The 16,317-nt window shown below is 69.7% G+C and carries 14 protein-coding genes; 11 read left to right on the top strand and 3 right to left on the bottom strand.

The window, feature by feature from the left end:
• Nucleotides 1–8 precede the first annotated feature (8 nt).
• The 9 genes from HPY32_RS32175 (at nucleotide 9) to HPY32_RS32215 (ending at nucleotide 9,860) form a co-directional block, all read left to right on the top strand.
• Nucleotides 9–1,061 carry an ABC transporter permease gene (locus HPY32_RS32175; RefSeq protein WP_067578505.1) on the top strand — a complete coding sequence of 351 codons (1,053 nt, stop codon included), beginning with the start codon at nucleotides 9–11 and terminating at the stop codon, nucleotides 1,059–1,061.
• The gene (locus tag HPY32_RS32180) at nucleotides 1,058–1,840 is read left to right on the top strand and encodes an ATP-binding cassette domain-containing protein (RefSeq protein ID WP_067578507.1); all 783 of its coding nucleotides are present in this window, start codon (nucleotides 1,058–1,060) and stop codon (nucleotides 1,838–1,840) included. The genes HPY32_RS32175 and HPY32_RS32180 overlap by 4 nt, the downstream gene beginning before the upstream one ends.
• Entirely contained in the window at nucleotides 1,837–2,778 is a 942-nt protein-coding gene (iolC, locus tag HPY32_RS32185) for a 5-dehydro-2-deoxygluconokinase (RefSeq protein ID WP_067578509.1), read from the top strand. The genes HPY32_RS32180 and iolC overlap by 4 nt, the downstream gene beginning before the upstream one ends.
• Before the next feature lie 25 nt (nucleotides 2,779–2,803).
• Entirely contained in the window at nucleotides 2,804–3,700 is an 897-nt protein-coding gene (locus HPY32_RS32190; protein WP_067578511.1) for a Cgl0159 family (beta/alpha)8-fold protein, read from the top strand.
• Complete coding sequence (gene iolB / locus HPY32_RS32195) at nucleotides 3,697–4,587, top strand: 5-deoxy-glucuronate isomerase (protein ID WP_067578513.1); 891 nt, start codon at nucleotides 3,697–3,699, stop codon at nucleotides 4,585–4,587. Before HPY32_RS32190 ends, iolB begins: the two co-directional genes overlap by 4 nt.
• 41 nt (nucleotides 4,588–4,628) lie before the next feature.
• On the top strand, nucleotides 4,629–6,470 hold the full coding sequence (gene iolD / locus HPY32_RS32200; RefSeq protein WP_067584546.1) for a 3D-(3,5/4)-trihydroxycyclohexane-1,2-dione acylhydrolase (decyclizing): 1,842 nt from the start codon (nucleotides 4,629–4,631) through the stop codon (nucleotides 6,468–6,470).
• 96 nt (nucleotides 6,471–6,566) lie between these two features.
• Nucleotides 6,567–6,776, top strand: a complete 210-nt coding sequence (locus HPY32_RS32205; RefSeq protein WP_067578515.1) for a cold-shock protein — start codon at nucleotides 6,567–6,569, stop codon at nucleotides 6,774–6,776.
• 575 nt (nucleotides 6,777–7,351) lie between these two features.
• Nucleotides 7,352–7,555, top strand: a complete 204-nt coding sequence (locus tag HPY32_RS32210) for a cold-shock protein (protein WP_067584549.1) — start codon at nucleotides 7,352–7,354, stop codon at nucleotides 7,553–7,555.
• A gap of 268 nt (nucleotides 7,556–7,823) precedes the next feature.
• Nucleotides 7,824–9,860 carry an ATP-binding protein gene (locus HPY32_RS32215; protein ID WP_067578517.1) on the top strand — a complete coding sequence of 679 codons (2,037 nt, stop codon included), beginning with the start codon at nucleotides 7,824–7,826 and terminating at the stop codon, nucleotides 9,858–9,860.
• Here the strand turns inward: HPY32_RS32215 and HPY32_RS32220 are convergent.
• On the bottom strand, nucleotides 9,857–10,045 hold the full coding sequence (locus HPY32_RS32220; RefSeq protein WP_197696340.1) for a hypothetical protein: 189 nt from the start codon (nucleotides 10,043–10,045) through the stop codon (nucleotides 9,857–9,859). The two genes, HPY32_RS32215 and HPY32_RS32220, sit on opposite strands and share 4 nt — an antisense overlap.
• Before the next feature lie 675 nt (nucleotides 10,046–10,720).
• On the opposite strand from HPY32_RS32220, the gene serA reads away from it, so the two are divergent.
• Together serA and HPY32_RS32230 are read left to right on the top strand one after the other, a co-directional pair.
• Nucleotides 10,721–12,319: a phosphoglycerate dehydrogenase gene (gene serA / locus HPY32_RS32225; RefSeq protein ID WP_067578519.1), complete on the top strand. Its 1,599-nt coding sequence runs from the start codon at nucleotides 10,721–10,723 to the stop codon at nucleotides 12,317–12,319.
• 943 nt (nucleotides 12,320–13,262) lie between these two features.
• The gene (locus HPY32_RS32230) at nucleotides 13,263–14,270 is read left to right on the top strand and encodes a 3-isopropylmalate dehydrogenase (RefSeq protein WP_067584552.1); all 1,008 of its coding nucleotides are present in this window, start codon (nucleotides 13,263–13,265) and stop codon (nucleotides 14,268–14,270) included.
• A 193-nt stretch (nucleotides 14,271–14,463) separates the two neighbouring features.
• On the opposite strand, the gene HPY32_RS32235 is transcribed toward HPY32_RS32230, so the two are convergent.
• Both HPY32_RS32235 and HPY32_RS32240 read right to left on the bottom strand, forming a co-directional pair.
• Entirely contained in the window at nucleotides 14,464–15,072 is a 609-nt protein-coding gene (locus tag HPY32_RS32235) for an MFS transporter (RefSeq protein ID WP_067578521.1), read from the bottom strand.
• Between the two features lie 32 nt (nucleotides 15,073–15,104).
• Nucleotides 15,105–16,289, bottom strand: a complete 1,185-nt coding sequence (locus tag HPY32_RS32240) for an MFS transporter (RefSeq protein ID WP_067584555.1) — start codon at nucleotides 16,287–16,289, stop codon at nucleotides 15,105–15,107.
• Between the last annotated feature and the right edge of the window lie 28 nt (nucleotides 16,290–16,317).

Consider the following 16,317-nt stretch of genomic DNA (forward strand, 5'->3'; position numbering starts at 1 on the left):
TGGATGAAATGAGTGTTGCCGCAACCACATCCGGAGCGTTACCCGCGCCGTCCGAGCAGGGCTCGACGCTGCTGAACCGACTGATCGTGCGGCCGGAGCTGGGTTCGGCGCTCGGCGCGCTGGTGGTGTTCGCGTTCTTCTCGATCATCACCGACAAGTTCCTGAGCCCGCTCGGCGTGGCCACCTGGCTCGACGACGCCTCCACGCTGGGCATCATGGCGGTCGCGGTGGCGCTGTTGATGATCGGCGGCGAATTCGACCTGTCCGCCGGTGTGATGACGGCGTCCACCTCGCTGGTGACCGCGCTGCTGGCGGTGCACGCGGGGTGGAACGTGTGGCTGGCGCTGCTGGCCTCGCTGCTGTTCGCGCTGGCGGTCGGGGCGCTCAACGGCTGGGTGGTGATGCGCACCGGGCTGCCGAGCTTCATCGTCACCCTCGGCACCTTCCTGGCCCTGCAGGGCCTCAACCTCGGCGTCACCCGGCTGGTGACCGGGACCGTGCAGGTGTCCGGAATCCGTTCGGCCCCCGGCTATTCCTCGGCGGGCTGGGTGTTCGCCGCCACCACCAACCTCGGCGACGCCCGCATCCAGGCGTCGGTGGTGTGGTGGATCGTGGTGACGCTGCTCGCCGCGCTGCTGCTGGTGCGCACCCGGTTCGGCAACTGGATCTTCGCCGTCGGCGGCGCGCTGCCCAGCGCCCGCGCGGTCGGCGTGCCCGCGGTGCGGACCAAGATCCTGCTGTTCATGGGCACCGCGTTCGCGGGCTGGATCGTGGGCTCCTGCAATATCCTGCGGTTCGCCAGCGTGCAGGCCAATCAGGGTGTGGGACTGGAGTTTCAGTACATCATCGCCGCGGTGGTGGGCGGTTGCCTGCTCACCGGCGGATTCGGGTCGGTGGTCGGCGCGGCGATCGGCGCGCTGATCTTCGGCATGGCCCGGCAGGGCATCGTGTTCGCCCGCTGGGACAGCGACTGGTTCATGTTGTTCCTCGGCATCCTGCTGCTGTCGGCCGTTCTGGTGAACAACGCCTTCAAGAAGCGCGCGGAAAGGGTACGCCGATGAGCGTTCCGCTGATCGAAACCATTGGTATCGGAAAGAGTTACGGCGGCGTGGTCGCGCTGCGCGACGTGTCGACCGTCGTGAACGCGGGCGAGGTGACCTGCGTCCTCGGCGACAACGGCGCGGGCAAGTCCACGCTGATCAAGATCCTGGCCGGGGTGCACCGGCACGACGCGGGCCAGCTGAAGATCCAGGGCGCGGCGACCCGATTCGATTCGCCCCGTTCGGCGCTCGACCACGGCATCGCCACCGTGTACCAGGATCTGGCGGTGGTCCCGCTGATGAGCGTGTGGCGCAACTTCGTGCTCGGCTCCGAGCCGACCTTCGGCGTCGGCCCGCTGCGGCTGCTGGATCGCCGCAAGGGGCAGGAGATCGCCCGCAAGGCGCTGTCGGACATGGGGATCGAGCTGCGCGACATGGAGCAGCCGGTCGGCACGCTGTCCGGCGGCCAGCGGCAGTGCATCGCCATCGCCCGCGCGGTGCACTACGGCGCGAAGGTGCTCATCCTGGACGAGCCGACCGCGGCGCTGGGCGTCAAACAGGCGGGGGTGGTGCTGCGCTACGTCGTGCAGGCCCGCGATCGCGGCCTCGGCGTCATCCTCATCACCCACAACCCGCATCACGCCTACCCGGTGGGCGACCGGTTCCTGCTGCTCAAGCGGGGCGCCCAGCTGGGCTCCTACGAGAAGTCCGATATCGACCTGCCGGAGCTGACCCGGCAGATGGCAGGCGGCGCGGAACTGGATGCGCTGCAACACGAATTGCAACGGGTGGTGTCATGAGTGAGACCCTGGAGGCGTTGACGATCGGCCGGGTCGGGGTGGACCTGTATCCGGAACAGAGCGGCGTGCGGCTGGCCGACGTGCGGACCTTCGCGAAGTCGCTGGGCGGCACCGCCACCAATGTCGCGGTGGCCGCCGCCCGGCTGGGACGGCGCAGCGCCGTGCTCACCAAGGTCGGCCCCGACGGCTTCGGCGACTACGTGCGCACCGCGCTGGCGGGCTTCGGCGTCTCGGCGCAACACGTGTCGACCGCGCCGAATCTGCAGACGCCCGTGGTGTTCTGCGAACTGAACCCGCCCGCCGATCCGCCGCTGCTGTTCTACCGCGCCCCGATCGCGCCCGACCTGACCCTCACCCCGGACGAGGTCCCCTGGGACGTCGTGGCATCGGTGCCGCTGCTGTGGGTGACCGGCACCGGGGTGAGCGCCGAACCCGGCCGCGGCACGCAGCGGGAGATCCTGCGGCGGCGCGCCCGCGCCGGGCACACCGTGCTCGATCTGGACTACCGGCCGATGTTCTGGCCGGACATGGCGACCGCGCGGCGGGAGATCGGCTGGATGCTCGACCACGTGAACGTGGTGGTGGGCAACCGGACCGAGGCGCAGGTGGCGGTCGGCAGCGCCGACCCCGACGAGGCCGCCGACCGGCTGCTGGCGCGCGGCGTGCGGCTGGCGGTGATCAAGCGCGGCGCCGACGGCGTGCTCGTCGCCACCGAATCCGAGCGCTGGACCGTGCCGCCGTGCCCGGTCGAGGTGGTGTGCGGGCTCGGCGCGGGCGACGGCTTCGGCGGCGCGCTCGTGCACGGGCTGCTGTCGGACTGGGATCCGCATCGGATCGGCGCCTACGCCAATGCCGCCGGGGCGCTGGTGGCCTCGCGGCTGGCCTGCGCCGACGCCATGCCGACCGCGGACGAGATCGAGGAATTGCTGTGTCGTTGAGGGGGAGTGGGAGCGAGGAGTTGTGATGGTTCATCTGACCGAGAAGCGCTGGCACGAGCTGCTGTGGGTGCGCGCCGGCGACCCCGGCGCGATCGCGCGCGCCTACGCCGGGCGAAGACGCCGCCCGGCACTGCTGTCCGCGAAGCGCACCCTGTTCCTGGTCGCCGCCGACCATCCCGCGCGCGGCGCGCTCGGGGTGGGGGCCGATCCCACCGCGATGGCGGACCGGCGAACCCTGTTGGAGCGCTTGCTCATCGCGCTGGAGAACCCGGAGGTGGACGGCGTGCTCGGCTCGCCCGACATCATCGAGGAACTGCTGCTGCTGGACGCCCTGCACGACAAGATCGTCCTCGGCTCGATGAATCGCGGCGGCCTGGCGGGCGCGGACTGGGAGATCGACGACCGGTTCACCGGCTACAACGCCCGCTCGCTGGTCGAGTCCCGGCTCGACGGCGGCAAAATGCTGCTGCGCCTGGTGGATTCGGACCCGGGCACCATCCCCACCCTGCATGCCTGCGCCGACGCGGTCTCCGAACTCGCCGCGCACGGGCTGATGGCGATGGTCGAGCCGCTGCCGTATCGCCGCGACGAATCCGGCACGCTGCGCCTGCAAACCGACGCGGCCTCGCTGCAGCGGGCGATCACCGTCGCCTCCGGCCTCGGCGTCACCTCCGCGCACACCTGGCTGAAGATTCCCGCGCCGCAGGATCTTTCGGTGCTCGACGCCACGACGCTGCCGGTGCTGCTGCTCGGCGGCGCCCCCTCCGGAGATATCGCCGCGGATCTGGCATCCTGGGGCGGTGCGCTGAGTCACTGTGCCGCTCGCGGTCTCGTCGTCGGCCGCAGCCTGCTCTATCCCCCCGATGGTGACGTGGCGCGCGCCGTGCAGGCGGCCGCCGATATTCTGAAGGAGGCGCGGTGAGCGCATTGCATCGACCGGCCGGAAGCCTGTCCGACGGAACCGATCCCGTGCTGCTGACCGCCGACGCGGCGGGCTGGGCCTACACCGGCCTGCGCGTGCTGCGGCTGGCCCCCGGCGTGGCGCGCGCGGTGCGCACCGGCGAGTACGAGGCGTTCGTGCTGCCGCTCGCGGGCTCGTGCACGGTGCGGGTGGACGGGCAGGTGTTCGAATTGGCCGGGCGCGACACGGTATTCACCCGCGTCACCGACTTCGCCTACGTGCCGCGCGACGCGGAGGTCGAGCTGATCTCGGCGGCGGGCGCGGAGATCGCGCTGCCGATGGCCCGCTGCACCCGGCGGCTGGAGCCGAGATACGGTCCGGCCGAGGGCGTTCCGGTCGAGGTGCGCGGCGGCGGGCAGGCCAGCCGCCAGGTCACCAACTTCGGTGCGCCCGGGGCGTGGGAGCACGCCGACAAGCTCAACGCCTGCGAGCTCATCACCCCGGACGGCAACTGGTCGTCGTACCCGCCGCACAAGCACGACGAGGCGAGCGAGTGCGAGGTCGTCAACGAGGAGATCTACTACTTCCGCATCGCGGGCCGCGACGGAATCACCCCGGGCCCCGAGGGTTTCGGCCTGCACCGCACCTACACCGCCGACGGCGAGCTGGACGAGAACGTGGCGGTCCGCGACGGCGACGTCTTCCTGGTCCCGCGCGGTTACCATGGCCCGTGCATCGCCGCGCCCGGCTATCCCATGTACTACCTGAACGTGCTGGCCGGACCCGCGGACGAGCGGTCGATGGCGTTCTGCGACGATCCCGCGCACGGCTGGGTCCGCGACACCTGGGCGGAACAGCCCACCGACCCGCGCTGCCCGGTCACCGATCACCGGGGGCGGGCGCAATGACGGTTCCCTGTTCCACTGTTCACGACTGAGGGGCGATGTCCATGAAACTGACCACCGCGCAGGCACTCGTCGCCTGGATGATCGCCCAGCACTCGGAGACCCTCGACGGTCGCGAGGTACCGCTGTTCCCCGCGGTTTTCGCGATCTTCGGGCACGGCAACGTGCTGGGCCTGGGCACCGCGCTGGAGGAGCGGCGCGACGTGCTGCCGGTCTGGCGCGGGCACACCGAGCAGGGCATGGCGCTGGCCGCGGTCGGCCTGGCCAAGGCGACCCACCGGCGGCAGGTCGGTGTCGCGACCTCCTCGATCGGCCCGGGCGCGCTGAACATGGTGACCGCCGCCGGTGTCGCGCACGCGAATCGCCTGCCGCTGCTGCTGCTTCCGGGTGACACCTTCGTCAGCCGCGCCCCGGACCCGGTGCTGCAGCAGGTCGAGCACTTCGACGACCCGACCACCACCGTCAACGACGCGTTCCGCCCGGTGAGCCGCTACTTCGACCGCATCACCCGGCCCGAGCAGCTGATCGCGACGCTGCCGCAGGTGGCGCGGGTGCTCACCGACGCCGCCGACGCGGGCCCGGTGACGCTGGCGCTGCCGCAGGACGTGCAGGCCGAGACCTACGACTTCCCCGAAGCCCTGTTCGCCCCGGTGGTGCATCCCATCCGGCGCCCGCGCCCGGATCGCGGGGCGATCACCGAGGCCGCCCGCGCGCTGCGGTCGGCCGAGCGGCCGCTGCTGGTGCTGGGCGGCGGGGTGCGGTACTCGGGCGCGGGGCGACGGGCGCTGGAACTCGCGCAGCGGCACGGCATTCCGGTCACCGAGACCACCGCCGGGCGCACCCTGGTCCCGCACGACCACCCGCTGTACGCGGGACCGCTGGGCATCACCGGATCGTTGTCCGCGAATACCCTGGCCGCCGAGACGGATCTGGTGCTCGCGGTCGGAACGCGGTTGCAGGACTTCACCACCGCGTCGTGGACGGTGTTCGCGCCCGGCGTGCGGCTGGTCGGCATCAACGCGGCCCGGTTCGACGCGGTCAAGCACGGCGCGCTCGAGGTGGTCGCCGATGCCGGTGCGGCACTGGAGGATCTGGCGCCGCTCTTGGCGGACTGGCGGGTCGAGGGCGGCTGGTCGGCGCGGGCGGCCGCGGTGCGCGCCGAATGGGACACCTACATCGACAAGCTGCGCACCCCCACCCCCGGCGTGCCCAGCTACGCCCAGATCGTCGGCGCGGTCAACGATCTCAGCGCGCCCACCGACTACGTGATGACCGCCTCCGGCGGCATGCCCGGCGAGCTGGTCGGCGGCTGGCGGGCCGGTGGCGGCGAGCCGACGATGGACGTGGAGTACGGATTCTCCTGCATGGGTTACGAACTCGCGGGCGCGTGGGGCGCGGCCATGGCGCACCGCCGCGGCCTGGTCACCACCATGCTCGGCGACGGCTCGTATCTGATGCTGAACTCCGAGCTGTTCTCCGCGGCCTTCGCCGGGCACCCGCTGGTCGCGGTCGTGTGCGACAACGACGGCTACGCGGTCATCGCGCGATTGCAGGAGGGGCAGGGCGGCAACGCCTTCAACAACTTCTACACCGAATGCCGCACCAACAGCCCGAGACCGCCGCGGGTGGACTTCGCCGCGCACGCGAAGGCGCTGGGCTGCGAGGTGTTCCGGGCCACCGACCTGACCGGGTTCCGCAAGGCGTACGAGAACGCCCGCGCGGCCGCGATCGCGCACTCCCGCCCGGCCGTGGTCGTGGTGCGCACGCAGCCCTCGGCCTGGACCGAGGCCGGGGCCTGGTGGGAGGTCGGGGTGCCCGAGCATCTGTCCGGCCGCCCCGCCTACGAGGCCGCCAAGCCGGGTCAGGTGCGTTACCTGGGTTCGTGATCGACGCGGGGACGATTGACCCAAATTCGGCCCTGGACTCCGCGCCCGCGTGTCGTTACTCTCCTGCCTGGTCCGAACGGCGAGAAGGTGTGGGAGATGACAAGCGGCACGGTGAAGTGGTTCGACAGCAAGAAGGGGTTCGGCTTCATCGCCTCCGACGGCGGTGGGCCGGACGTCTTCGTCGACTACACCGAGGTGCAGGGCGCCGGATTCCGTTCGCTGCGGGAGGGCCAGCGGGTGGAGTTCGAGGTGCGCCGGGCCAAGGCGGGCCCCGAGGCGCGCGGCGTGCGCCTGCTGCTCGGCTAGGTCTGTGAGCCGGGGCACGGACACCGAATTCCTGTTGTTCCCGTCACTCCCCTAATCTTCTGGGTAACGGATTTTTCACACCTCTCGATAAGCTTTTTGTCAGCCAGTTCGACTGGGTTGTCTCAAGGAGAGGTATTCCATGATCCCCGTTATCATCGACACCGGTAGCGCCGCCCTGAACGGTCTGTTCAGCACCTTCGGTGCCGCTTTCCACGGTCTCGTCGACACCCTCTGGACCGGTTCGTTCGGTCGCTGAGCTTGCTCGATGGTCGCCTGACGCGACCTGCGGGCCGACCCCGGGCAGGGAATGGCAGGGGTCGATTCATCGAATACGTCGACTACCCCCGCGCGTATTGCCGGAATCATTGCTGTGCGTCCGGCGCGCGGGGGTGTTCGCGTATCACGGCATAATCACGTCCCGATAATTGTGCGCTCGTGGAATGCGCGGTGCGGCACTGCCGAGTCCGATTCAGGGGGTGCCCCTCGTGGCGCGTTCGTGCGTCGGCATGGCAAGGTGGACGAACGAGACCGGGGTGCTCACAGGTTGGCCCTGGCTCGTCTACAGAAGGTATGAAATGGCGCAAGGCATTGTGAAGTGGTTCAACAGCGAGAAGGGCTTCGGGTTCATCGCGCAGGATGACGGCGGTCCCGACGTGTTCGTGCACTACTCGGCTGTGACCGGTTCGGGTTTCCGCTCCCTCGACGAGGGCCAGCGCGTGGAGTTCCAGATCGGCCAGGGCCAGAAGGGCCCGCAGGCTCAGGAAGTCCGCGTGCTCTGACAGCAGACTTCAGACGAGGCCCCGCACCACCGTGCGGGGCCTCGTCTCGTCTCAGCCGATGCTACGGATCGGCACACCCCGGGCGCAGCCCATTTTGCCTGCGTCACAGCGGCGGTCGGTGATCGTTTCGAGACGTGGAGCAAACGCCGGGATCGGGTTGTGACGAGCCGGACGTTCCTCGTTAAGTCCCTGGTCAACGGCGAACTGAAGGATGGTGGGACCGGTAGCTGAAGGGCGGCTGCCGACGGGCGAGTGGGAGGCCCGACGCATGGATATCGACGTGGGCACCGTCGAGCCGGACGACCACAAGTACACGATGCGGATCAGTCGGCTGGCGATCGACAAACTGGGAATCAAACTCTACGACCGGGTTTCGGCGGTTCTGGCCGAGCTCATCGCCAACTCCTACGATGCGGACGCGACGTTGGTGCGGGTGACCCTGCCGTGGGGCGTCACCCTGGCGGGCACGGTGCGCGCGGCCGAGGAGCCGCAGTACGAGATCATCGTGACCGACAACGGCCACGGCATGACCGCCGACGAGGTCAACGCGCACTACCTGATGGTCGGTTCCGACCGGCGGCTGCGTACCGGCTCGGACCTGTCGCGCGAGCGGCGGCGACCGGTCATGGGCCGCAAGGGAATCGGCAAGCTCGCCGCCTTCGGCATCTGCCGGACCATCGAGGTGATCACCGCGGGCAGCGGGTCCGCCGACCGCACCCCCGCGGGCTGGCCGGTCTCGCACATCGTCATGGACCTCTACGACATGCTCTCCGACACCGAGAGCGACTACTACCCGAAACCCGGTGCGCGCGACGGCATGTTCAGCGACCGTCGCGGCACCACGGTGATCCTGCGCGACTTCTTCCGCAAGCGGGTGAACTCCGGCCCGGAACTCAACCGGCAGCTGGCCGCCCGCTTCGGCATCGAACGCTCGGACTGGCGGGTGGAGGTGCACAACGGCGCCGTCGCGGGCGAGAGCTTCATCCTCAGCGACCTCCCGATCGACGTGATGGAGGAGACCCGAATCGACCTGGCGCACCGGCCCGTTCGCGTCGGCCGCGCCCAGCTGCCGGTGACGGGCTGGGTGGCCTACTCCAAGCAGCCCTACCGCGACGAGGCCATGGCCGGGGTGCGCATCTACGCGCGCGGCAAGATCGTCGCCCAGACCCGGGATTTCGGCATCCCGGCGGGCTTCACCGGGGAGTTCAAGCTGCGGTCGTATCTGGTCGGGGCCATCCACGTGGACTGGCTCGACGACGACGAGGACCTGGTGCGCTCGGATCGCCAGGACATCATGTGGAATTCGCCGCGCGGGGAGGCGCTGGCGGCGTGGGGCCGGGAGCTGATCCGCGAGATCGGCCGGATGGGAGAGCGCTCGCTGCGGCGGCGGGTGTGGGAGGAGTTCGTCGAGAAGTCGTGCATCTACGAGTCGCTGGAGGCGATCGCACCGGGCGACAGGATGTTTCGCGATTCTGTCATCGACGCGGCGCGAATCCTGGTGGCCAGCAAGGACCGCGCCGCCCTCGACGATCACGGTCACGTGGAAAGCATTGTGCGACTGGCCCTCTCGCTGGGACCGCAGCGCAGCCTGCTGGCGACGATGAAGGAGATCGCCGAGGACACCGATCCGCGGCTGGACATGGTGGTGGCGCTGTTCGAGCGCGCCCGGGTCGCGGAGATCTACTCGCTGGGCCAGATCGCCAGCGAGCGGGTCGCCGTGGTGGACCGGCTGCGCCGCCTGATCGACGATCGCCGCTCGCTCGAGCGTCCCTTCCAGGAACTGATCGAGCGCGCGCCGTGGCTGCTCGCGCCGGAGTGGACGCCGCTGGGCATGAACGAATCGCTCAAGCGGGTGCGGGCCAGCTTCGAGCGCTGGTACCTGCAGAAGTTCGGGGCGACGCTGGTGACCACCTCGATCGGCAGCGAGAAGCGCGAGCCGGACTTCGTGCTGCTGCACGACTCCGGCGAGCTGTGGATCGTGGAGATCAAGCGGATGGACTACCACCTCACCGACGAGGAGTACAACCGCGCCATCAACTACCTCTACTCCCTGGACACCTTCCTCACCGAGAATCCGCGCATCGGTGCGCAATTCCCGCGCCGGCGGCTGACGTTCATCGTCGACCACATCGACAAGCTGCGCCCAGCCTCGCGGTCGTCGCTGGACAGCGACTCCCGCATCGACCGCCGCACCTGGCGGGAACTGCTCGACTCCACGCTGCGCGCGCACCGCGACTTCCTGGAGCGGGTGTACGAGATGCGGGCGGTCGAGGACGAGGAGGACGGTGGCGTGCGGGCCGTCTAGTCGATTGCGGCCCCGGTGGTCACCTTGCAGCCCGCATCGGCCGGATGCCCGGAACCGCCCGCGCGCAACGACTTTCCGTCCAGCTCGGACACCGGCGGCAGGCCCGGCAGATCCGGCACGGTGGGGTGAGGTCGATCAGCGAGTAGCCGTTGTATTCGCGCCCCGCCGCGAAGTCCGGACCCCACGCAATCACGAAACTGGCCACCTCGTAAGCACTTTGGCCGCCCTCGGGCCTGTTGGATTGGCCAAGGATTCGCGCAACCGGCACACCACCGACGAATCGGGTTCACGCAATCGTTCCCCTTGCCGCTACGAATGGGCGCAGTGGCATCCTCTCGGCGCACCCACCGCGCCTTCGTCGTGCCCGTCTCGTCCCCTCGGCGTGCATCGCGTCCCCCGGCGTGCCCGTCTTGCCCCCTGGGCGTGCATCGCGTCCCCTGGCGTGCCCGTCTTGTCCCCTGAGCGAGCATCGCATCCCCTTGGCGCGCTCGCGTTGTCCCCTTGGCGCGCTCGCGTTGTCCCCTTGGCGCGCTCGCGTTGTCCCCTTGGCGCGCTCGCGTTGTCCCCTTGGCGCGCTCGCGTTGTCCCCTTGGCGCGCTCGCGTTGTCCCCTTGGCGCGCTCGCGTTGTCCCCTTGGCGCGCTCGCGTTGTCCTCTCGGCGCGCTCATCTCGTCCCTCGGCGCGCTCATCTCGTCCCTTGGCGCGCGTTCATCTTGTCCCCGGCGTGCTTTTGGCCGGGGCCCCTACAGAACCGGTCGTCCGTACCCCCGCCCTACTGCCGGGGGGTACGGACATCGTGAATCCGGACGATTAAGCTGACGGCGGTAAATGCCGGTCCCTTCCTCTCAGGAGTACTCCCAGTGAGCCAACAAGGCCGTCCTGTTGTTCTGATCGCGGACAAGCTTGCCCAGTCGACTGTCGATGCGCTGGGTGAGGGTGTGGAGGTTCGCTGGGTGGACGGCCCGAACCGGCCCGAACTGCTGGCGGCGGTGCCGGAGGCGGATGCGCTACTGGTGCGGTCGGCGACCACCGTCGATGCCGAGGTGCTGGAGGCGGGTAAGCGGCTGAAGATCGTCGCCCGCGCGGGCGTGGGTCTGGACAATGTGGATGTGCCCGCGGCGACCGAGCGCGGGGTGATGGTCGTGAACGCGCCGACCTCCAATATCCATACCGCCGCCGAGCATGCGGTCACGCTGCTGCTGGCCGCCGCCCGGCAGATCCCGGCCGCGGATGCCACGCTGCGGGAGCACACCTGGCAGCGCAGCAAGTTCAACGGTGTGGAGATCTACGGCAAGACCGTGGGCGTGGTGGGGCTGGGCCGGATCGGTCAGCTGTTCGCGGCGCGGCTGGCGGCGTTCGAAACCAAGATCATTGCCTACGATCCCTATGTCTCGCCCGCGCGGGCCGCGCAGCTGGGTATCGAGCTGGTGTCGCTGGACGAGCTGCTGGGCCGGGCGGATCTGATCTCGGTGCACCTGCCGAAGACGCCCGAGACCAAGGGTCTGCTGTCGAAGGAGAAGCTGGCGCTGACCAAGAAGGGCGTGGTCATCGTCAATGCCGCGCGCGGTGGGCTGATCGACGAGCAGGCGCTGGCCGATGCCATCACCTCCGGGCACGTGCGGGCGGCGGGTATCGACGTGTTCGCGACCGAGCCGTGCACCGACAGCCCGCTGTTCGAGCTGCCGCAGGTCGTGGTGACCCCGCACCTGGGCGCCTCCACGTCGGAGGCGCAGGATCGGGCGGGGACCGATGTGGCCAAGTCGGTATTGCTCGCGCTCGCAGGCGATTTCGTGCCCGGCGCGGTGAATGTGCACGGCGGGACGGTCGACGAGTTCGTCGCCCCCTGGCTCGAGATCGTGCGCAAGCAGGGCGCGCTGCTGGGCGCGCTCGCCGACGAGCTGCCGGTCAGCGTGGAGGTGCAGGTCCGCGGTGAGCTGTCCGCGCACGATGTCGCGGTGCTCGAGCTGTCGGCGCTGCGCGGCGTCTTCTCCGCCCTCACCGAGGATTCGGTCACCTTCGTCAACGCCCCCGCCCTGGCCAAGGATCGCGGCATCGAGGCCACCGTCGCCACCGCGACCGAAAGCCCCAGCCACCGCAGCCTCGTCGACCTGCGCGCCGTCTTCGGCGACGGCCGCACCATGAACGTGGCCGGCGCCCTGACCGAACCGGACCAGGTCCAGAAGATCGTCAACATCAACGGCCGCAACTACGACATGCGCGCCGAGGGCCTCAACCTGGCCGTCCTCAACTACGAAGACCGCCCCGGCGCCCTCGGCAAGATCGGCACCAAACTCGGCGAAGCAGGCATCGACATCCAGGCCGCCCAGCTGAGCCAGGATGTGGACAAGGAAGGCGCCACCGTCATCTTGCGGGTCAATCAGCAGGTCCCGGCCGACGTCCAGTCCGCCATCGCCACCACGGTTGGCGCCGCCAAGATCGCCTTGGTCGACCTGAGCTGAGAGATCCCCGCTGCCCGGCCCTAGGGGGCCGGGCAGCGGGGAAATCAATGGCCCGCCTGGTAGGGGAAGTCTGTGGCCCGCCCGGTAGGGGAAGTCTGTGGCCCGCCTGGTAGGGGAAGTCTGTGGCCCGCCTGGTAGGGGAAGTCTGTGGCCCGCCCGGCAGGGGGATCTGTGGCCCGCCGGGCAGCGGGGACAGGGTCGCAGTGGGGAGCCGGGTCCCTGGTTCGGCCAAGATTTCTCAGCGCCGCCCGAGTCGGCCACCTGTCCGTTCCGGATCGTGCGGTCGGTGATGCGCATCTTGGGACCGGTCTGCCCTCTTATCCGCCACGCGACTTCTCTGTGCTCGGCGGGACAGTCGTGTCGGGCGGCGTCTCGTGTCGTCCTGCCGGTCGGCGTACTTTGTCCCCTTCAGGGCAGACCCATATGTCTTCGTGTCGGGCGGCATCCGTGTTTCCCTCTCGGGCGGGAACTCGTGTCTTCCTGTCGGGGCATCTCGTATCTTCCTGTCGGGCAGCATGTCTTGCCCCTCGCCAGGCGGCACTTCGATTACCTACGTTGGGGACGCGTCTCGGTCTCCTGGTTGGGCGGCATTTCTAATCCTGCGCTGGGCCGCATCTCTCCTGTGCGAGCGACATCCCTCCTGTGCGAGCGACATCCCTCCGTGCGAGGGCGGCATCTCTTCTCCTGCGCTGGGCGGATTCTCGATTCCCCCGCCGCGAGCGTTCCCGTACCTATTCCCCCGACGGGAGCGTTCCCGTACCTATTCCCCTGACGGAGCGTTCCCGTACCTATTTCCCCCGCCGCGAGCGTTAGCGAGCGGTGGGGGTCTCAATATTTGGGAACAGAGTGCCCTGGTGTGGAATGGGGGTGGGGTGGTCGATATGGTGGCGGGGGTCGTTGAGCTTGATGTCTGTGGTGAGTGAACTGGAATGGAGCGTTGTCGATGAAGCTTGCTGTCATCCCAGGGGATGGGATTGGGCCTGAGGTTGTTGCCGAGGCGTTGAAGGTGCTCGATGTGGTGGTGCCGGGGGTGGAGCGGACGCACTACGACCTGGGGGCCAAGCGGTATCACGCGACGGGGGAGGTGCTGCCGGACGGGGTGCTCGACGAGCTGCGGGGGCATGATGCGATTCTGTTGGGGGCCATCGGGGATCCGTCGGTGCCGAGCGGTGTGTTGGAGCGGGGGCTGCTGCTGCGGACCCGGTTCGCGCTCGACCATCATGTGAATCTGCGGCCGTCCCGGCTGTACCCGGGTGTCACCAGCCCGCTGTCGGGGGCGCCGGATATCGACTTCGTCGTCGTGCGGGAGGGGACCGAGGGGCCGTACACGGGGACCGGCGGTGCGATCCGCGTGCAGACCCCGCACGAGGTCGCCACCGAGGTGAGCACCAACACCCGGTTCGGCATCGAGCGCGTGGTGCGGTACGCGTTCGACGCGGCGCAGCGCCGCCGCAAGCATCTGACCCTGGTGCACAAGACCAACGTGCTCGCCTTCGCGGGCTCGCTGTGGCAGCGTACGGTGACCGAGGTCGGCGCCGAGTACCCGGACGTCGAGGTCGCCTACCAGCACATCGACGCCGCAACGATTTTCATGGTCACCGATCCGGGCCGCTTCGACGTGATCGTTACCGACAACCTGTTCGGCGACATCATCACCGACCTCGCCGCCGCCGTCTCGGGCGGCATCGGCCTGGCCGCCTCCGGCAATATCGATGCCTCCGGCGTCAACCCCAGCATGTTCGAGCCGGTGCACGGCAGCGCCCCCGATATCGCCGGGCAGTCCAAGGCCGACCCCACCGCCGCGATCCTGTCGGTCGCGCTGCTGCTCACCCATCTCGGCAACACCGACGGCGCCGCCCGCATCGAGGCCGCCGTCGCCAAGGATCTCGCCGCGCGGACCGCCCCCGCGTCCACCGTGGCGATCGGCGACCGCATCGCCGCCGCAGTCTGAACGCTTGACCAGTTGCCCTGTGCTCGAATCCGATTCGAGTGCAGGGCTTTTCACTTTCCGGTCGGTACCATCTCCGCCCCGGCGGCGCCCAGGTCTGAAGTTGAGCCGTTTATCATGCCGAACGGAACCGTTTCGTGCCGTAGGGTTTTCGCCGCACTCCGGACGGAACCGGTTGCGGCTCTTGTCGACTCAGCTAACTTCCGATCCCCTCCAGCAACCGATGCCGGGCGATAGCTCGGATGTCGGTCGGCGGCGGGCGCGGCGGTGCGGTCGATCGGCGCGAGCGGGACTGCGGCGGGGGCGATTCCGGCCGTGAGGGCGACGGCGGCGGGGGAGGGTTGGCAGGCCGGACATTTCGGTCACCGGCCGATCGCGCCGGAAAATCCGTGCGCCGCAGCGACTGTCGGCACGACCAGCGCTGCGACGCCTGCACGATGCCCAGGGCGACGCCGCGCCGATCCGGCGGGAACCACCCGGCGCTCGCCCCGTTCATGTTCGCAGTGCCCATGCTCGCGACCAACAGCAATGCACCCTGCACACCATGATTCGTCGTGAGTATGCAGAGTGCCGTGGCGACGAATGCCGCTGTGGGACCGGCGAACACCGCCTCCCGCGCGCCGAAGCGATCTGTCGCGTACCCCCGGCCGACGAGCGCGACCACCACCCAGACCCGCGGCATGGCGATCAGCAGATCCACTGCGGCCAAGGGTATTCCGGCGGCGGCGCGCGACGGCAGCGGAAACGGCGTGCCGCGCACGATGATCACACTGGCGCACCGGGCGAGGACGCCGAGCACCGACACCGGAACATCGCGAAAAGGACAGCGGTGCCGGTCTACTCGCGGGTAGTCGCCCGCGTCCGGTCCATCGGGACGAGCGGAACCGCGGCCACGGCCGTCGCCGCCGCGACCAGATACGCGGCCGAGAATCCGGCGGCGCTGATGAGCGCGCCGAACAGCGGCGCGACCGCGGCCGAGGCGAGGTACTGCCCCGTGTTCTGGACGCCGAGACCCCGTCCGCTCCAATAGGGTCCGGCGATCTCGGCGACGGCGGTGAAGGCCAGTCCGTTGTCGGCCACGGTGATGACGGAGGCGGCGATCAGGATGGGTATCGCCGCCCACCACCAGTGCAGCCAGGCGGCGAAGGCCAAGGCGGACATGGAGATCACGGCCGCGACGGCGACCGTCCGCAGCGGCCGCAACCGGCTCCCGACCCGGTCCGACCACGCCCCCGCGCCGATTCGCCCTGCCGCGCCCAGGATCTGGGTCGCGGTGACCAGCGCACCGGCCGTCGCCAGCGACAGCCCCACGTCGCGGTGCAGCCACAGCAGCGCGAAGGTCCACACCGTGGCCTGCGGAATCACCAGCAGCATCGAGACGCCGTGAATCCGCCACAGCGTGGCCGAGCCGCGATACGGGTTGGCGGGCCGGGCATCTGCCGTCGCGGCCGGTCGCGGCGGATCTACGATGCCGACCGCGCAGCCGATCGCCGCCACCCCTGCCATCAGCGCCGACACCAGGATGGCGGTGGAGAACCCGTGTGCCGCAGCGATGGTCGGGATGGTCAGCGCGCCGATCGCGACCCCCAGCGGCTGGGCGGTCTGCCGGATTCCCAGCGCCAGCCCGCGCTGCCGGGGCGGGAACCAGCCCACGATCACCCGCCCGCTGGCGCCGTTGGTGCTGCCCGCGCCCATGCCCGCGACGAGCAGCAGCGCCCCCAGCACAAGGTAATTCGTCACCGAGGCGGCCGCCGCGCCCGCGACCAGCATCACCGCCGGACCGGCCACCAGCGCGACCCGCTCGCCGACCCGGTCGATCACGTAGCCCCAGGGGATCAGCGTGCAGACCATGCCGACCATCGGCATGGCGACCAGCAGACCCGCTGTGGCCAAAGGCATTCCACGGGCCGTCAGGGCGGGGAGCAGGAACGGGGCGCCCTGCACGGCCACCGCGGTGGCGCTCTGGGCGAACACCCCGAGCCCGAGCATCGTCCACCGCCTCGTCGTGCGCATCTGGGTCATGGTGCCCACGGCCTCACCTCTATCTCAA

Source organism: Nocardia terpenica, from assembly GCF_013186535.1.
GTDB classification, from domain to species: domain Bacteria; phylum Actinomycetota; class Actinomycetes; order Mycobacteriales; family Mycobacteriaceae; genus Nocardia; species Nocardia terpenica.

Bases quoted from the DNA above. Each gene is read 5' to 3' on its own strand.
- HPY32_RS32175 (WP_067578505.1), top strand. From the start codon at position 9: ATGAGTGTTGCCGCAACCACATCCGGAGCGTTACCCGCGCCGTCCGAG.
- HPY32_RS32180 (WP_067578507.1), top strand. From the start codon at position 1,058: ATGAGCGTTCCGCTGATCGAAACCATTGGTATCGGAAAGAGTTACGGC.
- iolC (WP_067578509.1), top strand. From the start codon at position 1,837: ATGAGTGAGACCCTGGAGGCGTTGACGATCGGCCGGGTCGGGGTGGAC.
- HPY32_RS32190 (WP_067578511.1), top strand. From the start codon at position 2,804: ATGGTTCATCTGACCGAGAAGCGCTGGCACGAGCTGCTGTGGGTGCGC.
- iolD (WP_067584546.1), top strand. From the start codon at position 4,629: ATGAAACTGACCACCGCGCAGGCACTCGTCGCCTGGATGATCGCCCAG.
- HPY32_RS32205 (WP_067578515.1), top strand. From the start codon at position 6,567: ATGACAAGCGGCACGGTGAAGTGGTTCGACAGCAAGAAGGGGTTCGGC.
- HPY32_RS32210 (WP_067584549.1), top strand. From the start codon at position 7,352: ATGGCGCAAGGCATTGTGAAGTGGTTCAACAGCGAGAAGGGCTTCGGG.
- HPY32_RS32215 (WP_067578517.1), top strand. From the start codon at position 7,824: ATGGATATCGACGTGGGCACCGTCGAGCCGGACGACCACAAGTACACG.
- HPY32_RS32230 (WP_067584552.1), top strand. From the start codon at position 13,263: ATGAAGCTTGCTGTCATCCCAGGGGATGGGATTGGGCCTGAGGTTGTT.
- HPY32_RS32240 (WP_067584555.1), bottom strand. From the start codon at position 16,289: ATGACCCAGATGCGCACGACGAGGCGGTGGACGATGCTCGGGCTCGGG.